Below are 14,571 nucleotides of genomic sequence, written 5' to 3'. Positions count from 1 at the left end.
GTGATCTCGGGCGTCTGCGGGTAGGCGAGCAGCACACGTCGCACGGAGCGAAGACGGAGCGAAGGAAGGGTGGCAGCCATGCGGTACCGGCTCACGTTCATCGCCGGAGTGGCCCTCGGTTACGTGCTCGGCACGCGTGCCGGGCGCGAGCGCTACGAGCAGCTGAAGAAGTCCGCACGCCAGTTCGCCCAGAACCCGGCCGTACGCAACACCTGCGAGACGGCGGCCCAGAACGGCCGCCAGTTCGCCGGTAAGGCGTACCACGCGGTCGAGGAGAAGGTCGGGGACAAGGTGCCGGCCTCGGTGGCGGACCGGGTCCGGTCGTTGCGAGGGCGCGGGGCGAACGGCGAGGACGACTGGGGAACGACCAACACCTGAGTCGCCACCGCCACATCTGCCGCACCACCGGTCGGGAAACCTCCGGGGGTGCGGCAGAATCCATGTATGGGCATAGTCGCCGGCTTGGACAGTTCATCCGCCTTCACGCACATCGTGGTCTGCGATACGGACACGGGTGCCGTGCTGCGTCAGGGATACGCCACACATCCCGTCGACGCCAAGGCCACCGAGGTCGATCCTCAGGCGTGGCTGCTCTCTCTCGGTGAGGCCGCCGCCGGCGGCCTGCTCGAAGGGGTGCAGGCCATCGGTGTGTCGGCGCAGCAGCACGGGCTCGTGCCGCTGGACCACCAGGGCAATCTGGTGCGTCCGGCGCTCCTCGGCAACGACCGGCGGGCGCAGGTCGCCGCGGCCGATCTGATCGACGGACTCGGCGGGCGGCAGGCCTGGGCCGAGGCCGTCGGGTCGGTACCGCAGGCCGCCCAGCCCGTGTCGAAGCTGCGCTGGCTGGCGCGCACCGAGCCGGACATGGCGCAGCGTGTCGCCGCGGTGCTCCAGCCCCACGACTGGCTGGTGTGGCAGCTGCTGGGCCGGCCGGCCCGGCGGACCACCGACCGCGGGGCCGCCTCCGGCACGGGGTACTGGTCGGCGGGCAGCGAGTCGTACCGGCCGGAACTGGTGGAGCTCGCCCTGGGGCACCAGGCGGCGCTGCCGGAGGTGCTCGGCCCGTCCGACGCGGCGGGGACGACGCCCGAGGGGCTGCTGATCTCGGCGGGTACGGGCGAGACGATGGCGGCCGCGTTCGGGCTGGGTGTCGCGGTCGGTGACGCCGTGGTGTCGTTGGGGGCGTCGGGTTCGGTGATGGCGGTCCATCACGAGGCGCTGGCCGACCCGACCGGGATGATCACCTCCTTCGCCGATGCCACCGGGATGCACCTGCCGGTGGTCCACACCTCGAACGCGGTACGCGCGCTGCGCGGCACCGCCGAGATGCTGGGGGTGGACGGGCTGGAGGAGCTGTCGGCGCTGGCGCTGAAGTCGACGCCCGGCTCCTCGGGGCTCGTACTCCTGCCGTACCTGGAGGGTGAGCGCACCCCGGATCTGCCGCACACCGCCGGAACGCTGTGCGGGCTGCGGCGCGAGTCGATGAAGCCGGAGCACCTGGCCCGGGCGGCGTTCGAGGGAATGCTGTGCTCGCTGGCCGACGCGCTGGACGTGCTGCGCGGCCGCGGGGTGGAGGTGCGGCGGGTGTTCCTGCTGGGGGCCGCCGCCGAACTGCCGGCCGTGCAGGGACTGGCGCCCGCGTTGCTGGGCACCCAGGTGGTCGTGCCGCAGCCGGCGCAGTACGCGGCGCTGGGTGCGGCCCGGCAGGCGGCCTGGGCGCTGGGCGTATCCCAGGGAACGATGGACGGGCGCACTCCCCCGCCGTGGCAGGGCGCCGCGACTCAGGTGCTGGAGCCCGGCGATGAGCTGCCCGTCGGTCAGGCGGTGCGTCAGCAGTACGTGGCGACGCGGGACCAGACCCACCCGGGGGCGTTCGACTCCGCGCGCTGATACGAACGCCCACCGTGACGTGTCCGGGCCTCCTGGTGGGGTCCGGACACGGAAATTATGGACCGGGTCCGTTTTTTGACCTGGACTTGAGGAAAAACGTTCGCAGTCGCGGTGGGCGGTGCCCGAAAATGAGTCGACTCCCGACCTCGCCGACTCCGAGAGACACGCGTGCTCATAAAACTCCTGCGGGCCTATCTCGGTCCGTACAAGAAACCGATTGCGCTGCTGGTCGTCTTCCAGCTGCTGCAGACCTGCGCCACGCTCTACCTGCCCACCCTGAACGCCGACATCATTGACAACGGTGTCGTCCAGGGGGACACGGGCTACATCATCCAGTACGGCGGCGTGATGATCGTCGTCAGCATCGCCCAGGTGGTCTGCAACATCGGGGCCGTCTACATCGGTGCCCGCACCGCGTCCGCCCTCGGCCGCGACGTCCGGGCCTCGGTCTTCGACCGGGTGCAGTCGTTCTCCGCGCGTGAGGTCGGCCGCTTCGGTGCGCCCTCTCTGATCACCCGTACGACCAATGACGTGCAGCAGGTCCAGATGCTGGCCCTGATGACGTTCACGCTGATGGTGTCGGCCCCGATCATGTGCGTCGGCGGCATCATCATGGCGCTCGGGCAGGACGTCCCGCTGTCCGCGGTGCTGCTCGCGGTGGTGCCGGTCCTCGGCATCGCGGTGAGCCTCATCGTGCGGAAGATGCGTCCGCTGTTCCGGACGATGCAGGAGCGGCTCGACACCGTGAACCGGGTGCTGCGAGAGCAGATCACCGGCAACCGGGTCATCCGCGCCTTCGTGCGCGACGGCTACGAGGAGGAGCGCTTCCGGGGCGCCAACACCGAGCTGACGGACGTGGCGCTGTCCACGGGCCGGCTGATGGCGCTGATGTTCCCGACCGTAATGACGGTCGTGAACGTGTCGTCGATCGCCGTCGTCTGGTTCGGCGCGCACCGGATCGACAGCGGCGGGATGGAGATCGGGGCGCTGACCGCGTTCCTCTCGTATCTGATGCAGATCGTCATGTCGGTGATGATGGCCACCTTCATGTTCATGATGGTGCCCCGTGCGGAGGTCTGCGCCGAGCGCATCCAGGAGGTCCTGGAGACCGACTCCTCCGTGGTGCCGCCGGTGAACCCGGTACGGGAGCTCAGGGCCCAGGGGCATCTGGAGGTGCGCGGTGCGGACTTCCGCTACCCCGGTGCCGAGGAACCGGTGCTGCGCTCGGTGGATCTGGTGGCGCGGGCCGGCGAGACGACCGCGATCATCGGGTCGACGGGCAGCGGGAAGTCGACGCTGCTCGGTCTCGTACCCCGGCTGTTCGATGTGACGGACGGCCAGGTGCTGGTCGACGGGACGGACGTACGGACGCTGGATCCGGTGCTGCTGGCCAAGACCGTGAGTCTGGTCCCGCAGAAGCCCTATCTGTTCTCCGGGACGGTCGCGACGAATCTGCGGTACGGGAATCCGGACGCGACCGACGAGGAGCTGTGGCACGCGCTGGAGATCGCGCAGGCCAAGGAGTTCGTCGAGGCCCTGGAGCACGGGCTCGACGCGCCGATCGCGCAGGGCGGCACCAATGTCTCCGGCGGGCAGCGACAGCGGCTCTCGATCGCCCGGACCCTGGTGCAGCGTCCGGAGATCTACCTCTTCGACGACTCCTTCTCGGCACTGGACTACGCCACGGACGCGGCGCTGCGTGCGGCGCTGTTGCGGGAGACCCAGGGGGCGACGGTGGTGATCGTCGCGCAGCGGGTGTCCACCATCCGCGACGCCGACCGGATCCTGGTGCTGGACGAGGGCCGCGTCGTCGGTTCCGGCAGCCACCACGAGCTGATGGACGGCAATGAGACATACCGGGAGATCGTTCTCTCCCAGCTGACGGAAGCGGAGGCCGCGTAATGGCCGGGCCTGGCGGACGCATGATGGCGGGCGGGGCTCCCACCGAGCGGTCCATGGACTTCAAGGGCTCGTCGAAGCGGCTGCTGAAGCGCTTCGCGGCGGAGAAGGCCACTCTGTACGTGATGCTGGTGGCCGTCGCGCTGAGCGTGGCGCTCTCGGTGGTCGGCCCGAAGATCCTCGGCAAGGCGACGGACCTGGTGTTCGCCGGTGTCGTCGGCCGGGGAATGGACGCGGGGACGACGAAGGAGCAGGCCGTCGAGGGCCTGCGCAAGAGCAACAGCTCGCTGGCCGACATGCTCTCCAAGGTGGACTTCACCCCGGGGCAGGGCATGGACTTCGACGCGATCGGCCGGGTGCTGCTCGTGGCACTGGCCGTGTACGTCGGTGCCGGGCTGCTGATGCTGGTCTCGACGCGGCTGTCGATCCGGGTGATCAACCGGGTCGTGTTCCAGATGCGTGAGGACATCCAGACGAAGCTGTCACGGCTGCCGCTGTCGTACTTCGACCGGCAGAAGCGCGGCGAGGTGCTGAGCCGGGCGACGAACGACATCGACAACATCTCGCAGACGCTGCAGCAGACGATGGGGCAGCTGATCAACTCGCTGCTGACCATCGTCGGCGTACTCGTGATGATGTTCTGGATCTCGCCACTGCTGGCGCTGGTCGCCCTGGTGACCGTGCCGCTGTCGGTGGTCGTGGCGACGAAGGTCGGCAAGCGCTCGCAGCCGCAGTTCGTCCAGCAGTGGAAGGTGACGGGCAAGCTCAACGCCCACATCGAGGAGATGTACACCGGGCACACCCTGGTGAAGGTCTTCGGGCGGCAGGACGAATCGGCGCGGGACTTCGCCGAGCAGAACGACGCGTTGTACGAGGCCGGGTTCAAGGCGCAGTTCAACAGCGGGATCATGCAGCCGCTGATGATGTTCGTGTCGAACCTGAACTACGTGCTGATCGCTGTCGTCGGTGGGCTGCGGGTCGCCTCGGGCTCGCTGTCGATCGGTGACGTGCAGGCCTTCATCCAGTACTCGCGCCAGTTCTCCATGCCGCTGACCCAGGTCGCGTCGATGGCGAACCTGGTGCAGTCGGGAGTGGCTTCGGCCGAGCGGATCTTCGAGCTGCTGGACGCGGACGAGCAGGACGCGGACCCGACGAAGGGCGAGGCCGAGTTCCCCGGGGAGCTGCGCGGCAGCGTGTCCCTGGAGAACGTGTCGTTCCGCTACGACCCGGAGAAGCCACTCATCGAGGACCTCTCGTTGAGCGTCGAGCCGGGCCACACGGTCGCCATCGTCGGTCCGACCGGCGCCGGCAAGACGACGCTGGTCAATCTGCTGATGCGGTTCTACGAGGTGACCGGCGGCCGGATCGCTCTGGACGGGGTCGACATCGCCAAGATGTCGCGCGACGACCTGCGCTCGGGGATCGGCATGGTCCTCCAGGACACCTGGCTGTTCGGCGGCACCATCGCGGAGAACATCGCCTACGGTGCGTCGGGGGACGTCACCCGTGAGCAGATCGAGGAGGCCGCGCGGGCGGCCCATGCCGACCGCTTCATCCGTACCCTGCCCGACGGGTACGACACGCGCATCGACGACGAGGGCTCGGGCGTCAGCGCGGGCGAGAAGCAGCTGATCACCATCGCGCGGGCGTTCCTGTCCGACCCGGTGATACTGGTGCTCGACGAGGCGACAAGCTCCGTCGACACCCGTACCGAGGTGCTGATCCAGAAGGCGATGGCGGGCCTGGCCCATGGTCGTACGAGCTTCGTGATCGCGCACCGTCTCTCCACCATCCGGGACGCCGACGTGATCCTGGTGATGGAGAACGGGTCGATCGTCGAGCAGGGCACGCACGACGAGCTGCTGGAGGCGCACGGCGCGTACGCCCGGCTGTACGCGGCGCAGTTCGCGCAGGCGGTCGCAGAGGTCGACTAGGACGTGTTTCGAAAGGAGCGTCGTCCGCCCGGAGGGCGGGGCCCGCGGCGTCCCGGGCCAGACGGGACTTTCGAAACCCGCCCCAGCCTGCCTGTCGTCCGGATCGGGCCGGATCACGGAACCCGTGAGCCCGGCATGATCCGGACGGGAAGCCCGGGCACCCGCTCCGGCGGCTGCCTGGACCGCACGTCAGTCCAGGTAGCCGCGGAGCTGGTCGGCCAAGGCGTGGTCCCGCAGTTTGTTGAGGGTCTTGGACTCGATCTGACGGATGCGCTCGCGGGTCACGCCGAAGATCCGCCCTATCTCCTCCAGGGTGCGCGGCCGGCCGTCGGCCAGCCCGTAGCGCAGCTGGACCACCTTGCGCTCGCGCTCGTTGAGCGTGGAGAGCACCGCCTCCAGGTGTTCTCGCAGCAGCAGGAAGGCCGCGGACTCCACGGGGGACGCGGCGTCCCCGTCCTCGATGAGGTCTCCCAGCGAGACGTCGTCCTCCTCGCCCACCGGGGCGTGCAGGGAGATGGGTTCCTGGGCGAGGCGCAGAACCTCGCCGACCCGTTCCGGTGTCAGGTCGAGCTGGCCGGCCACCTCCTCGGACGTCGGTTCGTAGCCTCGCTCCTGGAGCATCCGGCGCTGCACCCTGACGACGCGGTTGATCAGTTCGACGACGTGGACCGGGACCCTTATGGTCCGCGCCTGGTCGGCGAGGGCGCGGGACATGGCCTGACGGATCCACCAGGTCGCGTACGTCGAGAACTTGTAGCCGCGGGCGTAGTCGAACTTCTCGACCGCCCGGATCAGTCCGAGGTTTCCCTCCTGGACCAGGTCCAGCATCGTCAGTCCGCGGCCGACGTAGCGCTTGGCCACCGAGACGACGAGGCGGAGATTGGCCTCGATGAGGCGGCGCTTGGCCATCCGCCCCATGACCACGAGCCGGTCCAGGTCGACGGCCAGCCGGGTGTCGGGGTCCGGGGTGCGGGCCAGGTGCTCCTCGGCGAACAGGCCGGCTTCGACGCGGCGGGCGAGATCCACCTCGTCGGCGGCGGTGAGGAGCGGGATGCGACCGATCTCGCGCAGGTACTGCCGGAAGAGGTCGGACGACGGTCCGCCGGTGTCCGGACGACTGCGCGGCTCCGAGGGCTCGGGGAGCTCCGGCTCCTCCATGACGGCCTCGGGCGGTCCGGGCAGGCTCTGCGGGGCGGGCAGGGGTGTCGGCGGGTCCGCCGCGGCCTCGGGGTGATGCACGGCCCGGGTTTGCGCGGGGATGGCCGGGACACGCTCGGTTTCGGTCACGGTCCGGGTCTGCACGGGGGCGACCTCCAGGTGATCGCTGCCGGAACGCGGGGATGGAGGACCACCGTTCGGTGAGCCGGCCGCGCTCCGATGACTCAGGCACCGCCATCCAGTGTGGGGTACGACACACAGCTGCCACGAGGGGCGTGCGGGGACTTTCTGAATCCGGTCCGTGATCGGCCGGTTACCGCGGAGCGCGGCCCGGGGGCGTCAGAGCGCGTCGGCGCCGTTGTTGCGCAGCGACTGGGCGTACTGCTGAAGGACCCAGACCTCGTTCTGTGCGGCGGCCAGGTGGTCCGGGGCCACATTGCTGCCGAGGCGGGTGAGGCTGCCCTGGACGTCGTTGATCCGGCGGTCGACGGCGCGCAGGCGGACCTTGACCAGGTGCTCGCCCGCGTACGCCTCGTCGATGGACTTGCCGTGGAAGACCTCGACCGCCAGCTCCGTGACGAGCTTGCGCACCGTGTCGTTGGGTGTCGCGTCGAGCACCTGCACGAGGTACTCGCGGGTCTCGGGGACGCCGAGCTCCGCACCGCCCGCCTCCGCGATGCACTGGCGGACCGCGGCGTACGGCGGGGCGGTGAACTCGTCGACCCCGTAGGCGTCGAACGCCGGGGAGACCAGGGCGGGCTTCTGGAGGGCGAGCTTCAGCAGCTCGCGCTCGGTGCGGTGGGCCGGGCTGCGGAGGTTGAGCGCGGGGCCGGAGGGAGCGACGGGGGCCTGCACCTCCTGGCGCCGTGAGCCACCGCGGGCGGCGGGTGCGGGGCCCCTGTCGCCGCCCCTGCCACGGGCCCACTGGGCGAGCTGGTTGACCCGGTGCACGACGTACTCCTGGTCCAGAATGCCGATGAAGCCGGCGAGCTGGACGGCGACCTCGCGCTGCACGCTGCCCGTCTTGATCTTGGCGACGACCTGGGCCGCCTCGTCGAGGGCGGCAGCGCGGCCGGCCGGGGTCTCCAGGTCGTAGCGGCCGACGATCTGGCGGAGCGCGAACTCGAAGAGCGGCGTGCGGGGTTCGACCAGGTCGCGGACGGCGTCGTCGCCCTTGGCGAGGCGCAGGTCGCACGGGTCCATGTTGTCCGGGGCGATCGCGATGTAGGTCTCGGCGGCGAACTTCTGATCGTCCTCGAAGGCGCGCAGGGCGGCCTTCTGACCGGCCGCGTCGCCGTCGAAGGTGAAGATCACCCGGGCGCTGCCGTTGTCCATCAGGAGGCGGCGCAGGATCTTGATGTGGTCGCCGCCGAACGCGGTGCCGCAGGTGGCGATGGCAGTGGTGACCCCGGCGAGGTGGCAGGCCATCACGTCCGTGTAACCCTCGACGACGACGGCCCGGCTGGCCTTCGCGATGTCCTTCTTGGCCAGGTCGATGCCGTACAGCACCTGGGACTTCTTGTAGATCGCGGTCTCGGGGGTGTTCAGGTACTTCGGGCCGTTGTCGTCGTCGCGCAGCTTGCGGGCGCCGAAGCCGACGACCTCGCCCGAGGTGTCGCTGATCGGCCACATCAGCCGGCCGCGGAAGCGGTCGATGGGGCCGCGCCTGCCGTCCTGGGAGAGGCCGGAGGCGATCAGCTCCTTGTCGCTGAAGCCCTTGCCGCGCAGGTAGCGCGTGAGGTGGTCCCAGCCGGCCGGGCTGTAGCCGACGCCGAAGTGAGCGGCGGCCGCCTGGTCGAAGCCCCGCTCCGCGAGGAACTTGCGGCCGATCTCGGCCTCGGGGCCGTCGAGCTGCTCCACATAGAACTGGGCGGCCACCTTGTGCGCCTCGACCAGCCTGATGCGCTCGCCGCGCTGGTGGGAGGGGTTGTACCCGCCCTCCTCGTACCGCAGGGTGATGCCGGCCTTGGCGGCGAGGCGCTCGACGACCTCCGCGAACGTCAGATGGTCGATCTTCTGCACGAAGGCGATCGTGTCGCCGCCCTCCTGGCAGCCGAAGCAGTGGAAGAGACCCTTGCTCGGACTGACCTGGAAGGAGGGGGACTTCTCGTCGTGGAAGGGGCACAGGCCCTTGAGGTTTCCCCCGCCCGCGTTGCGCAGCTGGAGGTACTCGGAAACGACGGCGTCGATCGGGACCGCGTCCCGGACCGCCTTCACGTCGTCGTCATTGATCCTGCCTGCCACGAGTGAAGTCTACGGGTGGGGTGGGACAGTCCGCGTCCGGCCGCGGACTTCCTCGGCCGTGCCGGGTCCCTGCGGGGTGCGCTGTGTCCGGGGCGCGGGTTCCCTGCGGGGTGCGCCCCGTCCGGGGCTCGGGGGTCCGTCCTCAATCGCCGGACGGGCTTGAGTGGTGCGGGTCGCTCCGCGGGGTGCGCCACGTCGGGTGGGTGGGGGTGGTGCCCCTCCGGGCAGACTCCTCAAAAATGGCGTGTGCACCCGGTCACGTGGGGGACCCGGGTCGTACGCCATTTTCTGCGGGGACTGCCCTGCACGGCCCCACCCTGCATCACTCGCGTGTGCAGACCGGCCGTACGACTGTCGCAGACGCAGGGCGGCCGGTCCGGGGCCGTGCGTCTGCACACACGCCATACGACTGCCGCAGACGCACGGCGGCCGGGTCCGGGGCCGTGCAGGGGAGTCCCCGCAGGACGACGAACATCGACCCGGGTCCGCTGCGTACCCGCGGAACGTTCGTCGTTCGAGGAGACGCCCCGGAGGGGCCACGGACCCCCACCACCGAGCCGAAGTGCCCCTGCGGGGGCACCCGCACCAACCAAGCCCGTCCGGCGATTGAGGACGGAACCCCCCGCCCCGGACCGGGGCAAGGTCAAAACCCGGCGCAACGCCCCGCAAGGGCACCCGTGCCCGTTCAGATCAGGGAGTCCAAGGGCACCGAGGGGTCGGCCAGGGTGTCCGGGTCGACCGGCTGGCCGGCCTTGATCAGTTCCTGCACGGTCTCCGTGACGTCCCACACGTTCACGTTCATCCCGGCGAGCACCTTGTGGTCCTTCAGCCAGAACGCGATGAACTCGCGCTTGCCCGCGTCACCACGGATCACGACCTGGTCGTAGCTGCCCGGCGGCGCCCAGCCCGAGTACTCCAGGCCGAGGTCGTACTGGTCGGAGAAGAAGTACGGCACCCGGTCGTAGACCACGTCCTGGCCGAGCATGGCGCGGGCCGCCGCCGGGCCGCTGTTCAGCGCGTTGGCCCAGTGCTCCACCCGCAGCCGGGTACCGAGCAGCGGGTGGGCCACGTTGGCGACGTCCCCGGCCGCGTAGATGTGGGGGTCGCTGGTGCGCAGCGAGGCGTCCACGGCGATGCCGCCGCCCTCGGCGCGCGGGGCGATGTCGAGTCCCGCGGCCTCGGCGAGGGCGGCGCGCGGGGCGGCGCCGATCGCGGCGAGGACGTCGTGGGCGAGGTGCTCCTCGCCGTCGTCGGTGCGCACGGCGAGGACCATGCCGTCCTGGCCGACGATCTCGGTGAGTCGGCCGCCGAAGTGGAAGCGGACGCCGTGGTCGCTGTGCAGGTCGGTGAAGATCTGGCCGAGCTCGGGGCCGATGACCCGGAGCAGCGGGGTCGCCTCCGGTTCGACGACGGTGACCTCGGCCCCGTACCCGCGGGCCGCGGCGGCGACCTCCAGGCCGATCCAGCCGGCGCCGGCGATCACCAGGTGGCCGTTGTCGCGGCCGAGCGCGGCCAGCACGTTGCGCAGCCGGTCGGAGTGGGCGAGGCGGCGCAGGTGGTGGACGCCCGCCAGGTCGGTGCCGGGGATGTCCAGGCGGCGCGGTTCGGCGCCGGTGGCCAGGAGCAGCTTGTCGTAGTGGATGACGGTGCCGTCGCCGAGCTCCACGGAGCGTGCCGCGCGGTTCAGCGCGGTGACGGGCTGGCCGAGGTGGAGCTCTACGTCGGCCCCCGCGTACCAGGCCGTCTCGTGGACGAAGACGCTGTCGCGGTCCTCCTTCCCGGCCAGGTACCCCTTGGAGAGCGGCGGGCGTTCGTACGGGTGGTCCCGCTCATCGCCGATCATGATGACCCGGCCGCTGAAACCCTCCGACCGGAGCGTCTCCGCTGCCTTCGCTCCGGCCAGTCCTCCGCCGACAATGACGAACGTCCGATGTGCGTCGACCACTTGATGCCTCCTCGGTGCTTGCTGCGCGGCGCCAACTGCGAGCGTCCCGCACGCAGCGTGATGGCGAAAGGGGGTGTGACCCGATCAGGTCACCCCCAGTGGTCATGGGCCGGTGCGCGGGCCGGGGCCCGCACGCCGGGAGCAAGGGTGTGAGGGCGGCCCCCGCGCCCCTGCGCAGAGAGGTATGTGTACCCCAGCAGACCACCTGCGCCCCGCCGTCCGTCATCGCCGCGCCCCAGGGGTCCGCCACCGGGCCGCTCAGCCGCGGCGTGCGGTGAGCGAGTGGTGGAGGGAGCGGGCCGAGGCGTCGGTCAGGGCGGCGATCTGGTCGACGAGGACCCGCTTACGGGCGCGGTCGTCGGGGGCCGCCTCGTACAGCGCCCGCAGCTGCGGCTCCAGCCCCTCCGGTGCGCGGGCGGTGAGCGCCGCGGCCAGCTCGGCGATGACGATCCGCTGATCGGCGCGGATCTCCTCCTGCTCGGGACGCTGCATGACGTACCGGTCGGCGACCGCCTTGAGGACCGCGCACTCATGGCGCGCCTCGCTCGGGACGACGAGCTCGGCCCCGTACCGGCCGAGGCGTCCGGTGCCGTACGCCTGCCGGGTGCTGCTTTCGGCGGCGAGGCAGAAACGGCCGATCAGCTGGCTCGTGGCGTCCTTGAGCCGGGCCTGCGCCACGGCCGATCCGTCGTACCCGTGCGGCCACCAGTCCTGGCCCATGAGCCGGTCCAGCGCGTCGGACAGCTCCTGGGGATCGGTGCCGGCGGGGACGTACCGTCCGATGGCGACGGCCCAGATCTCCTGCCGCTCCGGCTCCGCGTCGAGGCAGTTGGGGTCGATGTGTCCGGCGTGCAGCCCGTCCTCGAAATCGTGGACCGAGTACGCCACGTCGTCGGACCAGTCCATCACCTGGGCCTCGAAGCACTTGCGGTCCTGCGGGGCGCCCTTGCGGAACCAGTGGAAGACCGGCAGGTCGTCCTCGTACACCCCGAACTTCGGCGAGCCGGGGTCGGTGGGATGGGAGCCTCTGGGCCAGGGGTACTTGGTGGCGGCGTCGAGCGCTGCGCGGGTCAGGTTGAGTCCGACGCTGGCCAGGTCGCCGGTGCGGGTGTCGCGCACGAACCGCTTGGGTTCGAGGCGGGTCAGCAGCCGCAGCGACTGGGCGTTGCCTTCGAAGCCGCCGCAGTCGGAGGCGAAGTCGTTGAGCGCCTGCTCGCCGTTGTGCCCGAAGGGCGGGTGGCCCATGTCGTGGGAGAGACAGGCCGTCTCGACGAGGTCGGGGTCGCAGCCGAGCGCCGCACCCAGTTCGCGGCCGACCTGCGCGCACTCCAGCGAGTGCGTGAGCCGGGTCCGCGGGCTGGCGTCCCAGACATGGCTGCGGGTGCCCGGGGTGACGACCTGGGTCTTCCCGGCGAGCCGGCGCAGCGCGGCGGAATGCAGCACCCGGGCGCGGTCGCGCTGGAAGGCGGTGCGACCGGGCCGTTTGTCCGGTTCGGTGTCCCAGCGCTCGGCGTCGGCCGCACTGTAGGGAGCCGTGCCGGGGTTCTGTGTGTCGTACGCGTCGTCCGTGCCTTCCATATGTCCGACACTAATCCGCCGGACTGACAGGAAGGCTCAGGCGGAGGCCAGGAAACGTGTGTTCATCGGGTTTTCGTGCACAGGTGCACCGACTGCCAGAGCCTGGTCGTAGCGGTGCAGCAGCAGGCGTGCCATGGCCGGGTGGGCGCCGAGGGGGGCGGCGGCGATCCAGGGCGCCCGGGCCGCCGCGGCCGAGGCGAAGCGTCCGGGGGCGGTGAAGTACGAAGCGACGGCGACCCTTCGGCGGCCGCGGGCGGCCAAGGCGCGCAGAGCGGCCGGGACGCTGGGCGCAGCGGCGGAGGCGTACGCGGGCACGACAGGCACCCCGCCGAGCCGTTCGCTGAGCAGGTACGCGGTGCGACGGGTACCGGCCGCCGATTCGGGATCACGCGAACCGGCTGCGGCCAGGACCACGGCGCTGTTGCGGTTCCCGTCGTCCTCGGGCCTCCAGCCCGCCTCGGTGAGCCGGCCGTGCAGCGCCTCGACCAGCAGCGGGTGCGGTCCGAGGGGTGCGGCGGTGCGCGTGCGCAGGGCGACGGCGCCGGCGACCGCCTCCGGGATGTCCTGCTTCACGTGGTAGCCGCGGCCCAGCAGGAGCGGTACGAGGACCGCCTCACCGCCGCCGAGGGCGTCCAGGGTCTGCGGGAGGAGGGGTTCGTTGAGCTCGATGTGGCCGAGCCGGACGTCGAGCCCCGGCCGCAGCTCCCGCACCCGGTCCAGGAGCTCCGTCACCGTGTGCAGTGCCCGCGGGTCCCGGCTGCCGTGCGCGACGGCGACGAGGGTGGGGGCGGTGGGTGTCAGGGGGCTCACGTTGCTGTGCGCGGGCTGCTGCGGGGTGCGGTGCATGGGCCGTCGGGTTCCGTTCAGGGAGACGAGGCTGAGCTGGGTGCCGAGCTGTGCGGTGATACGGGTCAGCAGTTGCGCCGTGCTGTCGAGGGGCAGGGGCTCCTGGGGACGTTCGTGCGCCGTGCTGTCGAGGGGCAGGGACTCCTGGGGACGTTCCGGTGCCGACTCCGTCATGGACCGATGGTGCCGGGCGCAGGTTGCCGGGTCGTTGCGCGCCGGTCACAGGCGTTTTCCGCCGCCTCACCATGAGCCCCTGCCCGCTGTCGGACGGCGGGGCCGGACCTGCGCGGCGAACAACCGCTCGATGACGTCGGCGACACCGTCCTCCTCGTTGGTTCCGGTGTGCGTCGGCACGGCCGCCAGTACGGCCGGATGGGCGTTGGCCATGGCGTAACCCCTGCCTGCCCAGGCGAGGGCGGTGAGGTCGTTGGGCATGTCGCCGAAGGCGATGACCTCGGTGGCGTCGATGCCCCGTGCGGCGCACAGCACCGCCAGGGTGCCGGCCTTGGTGACGCCGGGGGCGCTGATCTCCAGCAGTCCGCGCCCGCCCGAGTGGGTGAGCTGCACCTCGTCGCCCGCGCCCGGCCTGGCGGCGGCCATCAGGGTGTCGGCGTCGAGCCGGTCCGACCAGGCGAGCAGTTTGGTGACGGGGGCCTCGGTGAGCCAGAGGTCGGCGAGGGTCGGTACGGGGAGTTCGGCGCCGGCGTCCTCCGACATGCGCAGCCGGTAGGCCGGTTCGTACACCACCTGATTGCCGGTCTCCAGGGCGAAGCCCACCCCGGGCACGACGGCGGCCAGTGCGGTGGCGACCCGGTGGGCGGTGGTCACGGGGAGGATGCGGGAGGAGACGACGGTGCGGGTCGCGATGTCGTACACGAGTGCCCCGTTGCTGCACACCGCCGTGCCCGCGAGGCCGGTGGCCTCGGCGAGCCGGTCGACGAAGCGGGGAGGCCTGGCGGTGACGATGACGATCTCCGTGCCGGCCTCCTCGGCCGCGCGCAGGGCGCGCAGAGTGCGCGGGGAGAGGGTGCCGTCGTTACGGAGCAGGGTGCCGTCTAGATCCGAGGCGATCAGCCG

Annotated in this window: 10 protein-coding genes; 4 read left to right on the top strand and 6 right to left on the bottom strand. The window is 71.0% G+C overall.

The genetic code is table 11. The features are described 5' to 3' along the window. The first annotated feature begins 78 nt into the window (after nt 1–78). From OG538_RS25110 to OG538_RS25095, 4 genes are all read left to right on the top strand, one after another. Nucleotides 79–378, top strand: a complete 300-nt coding sequence (locus tag OG538_RS25110; RefSeq protein WP_406100291.1) for a YtxH domain-containing protein — start codon at nt 79–81, stop codon at nt 376–378. Nucleotides 379–444: 66 nt separating this feature from the next. Further along, nucleotides 445–1,890 (top strand): FGGY family carbohydrate kinase, encoded by a 1,446-nt coding sequence (locus OG538_RS25105; protein WP_406097194.1) that lies wholly within the window; start codon nt 445–447, stop codon nt 1,888–1,890. 168 nt (nt 1,891–2,058) lie between these two features. Continuing rightward, nucleotides 2,059–3,792, top strand: coding sequence for an ABC transporter ATP-binding protein (locus OG538_RS25100; protein ID WP_406097192.1), 1,734 nt, complete (start codon nt 2,059–2,061; stop codon nt 3,790–3,792). Next, nucleotides 3,792–5,723, top strand: a complete 1,932-nt coding sequence (locus tag OG538_RS25095; RefSeq protein ID WP_406097190.1) for an ABC transporter ATP-binding protein — start codon at nt 3,792–3,794, stop codon at nt 5,721–5,723. The genes OG538_RS25100 and OG538_RS25095 overlap by 1 nt, the downstream gene beginning before the upstream one ends. Before the next feature lie 189 nt (nt 5,724–5,912). On the opposite strand, the gene OG538_RS25090 is transcribed toward OG538_RS25095, so the two are convergent. From OG538_RS25090 to OG538_RS25065, 6 genes are all read right to left on the bottom strand, one after another. After that, entirely contained in the window at nt 5,913–7,025 is a 1,113-nt protein-coding gene (locus tag OG538_RS25090; RefSeq protein WP_406097188.1) for an RNA polymerase sigma factor, read from the bottom strand. Between the two features lie 195 nt (nt 7,026–7,220). Continuing rightward, a complete protein-coding gene (gene dnaG, locus OG538_RS25085; protein WP_406097186.1) occupies nt 7,221–9,125 on the bottom strand; it encodes a DNA primase in 1,905 nt (634 codons plus the stop codon). A 685-nt stretch (nt 9,126–9,810) separates the two neighbouring features. Further along, the gene (locus OG538_RS25080; RefSeq protein WP_406097184.1) at nt 9,811–11,070 is read right to left on the bottom strand and encodes an NAD(P)/FAD-dependent oxidoreductase; all 1,260 of its coding nucleotides are present in this window, start codon (nt 11,068–11,070) and stop codon (nt 9,811–9,813) included. Nucleotides 11,071–11,328: 258 nt separating this feature from the next. Beyond that, nucleotides 11,329–12,648, bottom strand: coding sequence for a deoxyguanosinetriphosphate triphosphohydrolase (locus OG538_RS25075; protein ID WP_406097182.1), 1,320 nt, complete (start codon nt 12,646–12,648; stop codon nt 11,329–11,331). Nucleotides 12,649–12,684: 36 nt separating this feature from the next. Continuing rightward, nucleotides 12,685–13,668, bottom strand: coding sequence for a sirohydrochlorin chelatase (locus tag OG538_RS25070; RefSeq protein WP_406097180.1), 984 nt, complete (start codon nt 13,666–13,668; stop codon nt 12,685–12,687). A gap of 66 nt (nt 13,669–13,734) precedes the next feature. Continuing rightward, nucleotides 13,735–14,568 (bottom strand): Cof-type HAD-IIB family hydrolase, encoded by an 834-nt coding sequence (locus tag OG538_RS25065; protein WP_406100290.1) that lies wholly within the window; start codon nt 14,566–14,568, stop codon nt 13,735–13,737. Between the last annotated feature and the right edge of the window lie 3 nt (nt 14,569–14,571).

Origin of the sequence: Streptomyces sp. NBC_01013 (genome assembly GCF_045162765.1) — a bacterium.
In the GTDB taxonomy this organism is placed as follows: domain Bacteria; phylum Actinomycetota; class Actinomycetes; order Streptomycetales; family Streptomycetaceae; genus Streptomyces.
Note: the sequence above shows the minus strand (reverse complement) of the source record. Positions and strands in the feature narration are given on the sequence as shown.

Excerpts from the sequence above, each read along its gene's own strand:
- OG538_RS25110 (WP_406100291.1), top strand. The coding sequence starts at position 79 with ATGCGGTACCGGCTCACGTTCATCGCCGGAGTGGCCCTCGGTTACGTG.
- OG538_RS25105 (WP_406097194.1), top strand. The coding sequence starts at position 445 with ATGGGCATAGTCGCCGGCTTGGACAGTTCATCCGCCTTCACGCACATC.
- OG538_RS25075 (WP_406097182.1), bottom strand. The coding sequence starts at position 12,648 with ATGGAAGGCACGGACGACGCGTACGACACACAGAACCCCGGCACGGCT.
- OG538_RS25070 (WP_406097180.1), bottom strand. The coding sequence starts at position 13,668 with ATGACGGAGTCGGCACCGGAACGTCCCCAGGAGTCCCTGCCCCTCGAC.
- OG538_RS25095 (WP_406097190.1), top strand. The coding sequence starts at position 3,792 with ATGGCCGGGCCTGGCGGACGCATGATGGCGGGCGGGGCTCCCACCGAG.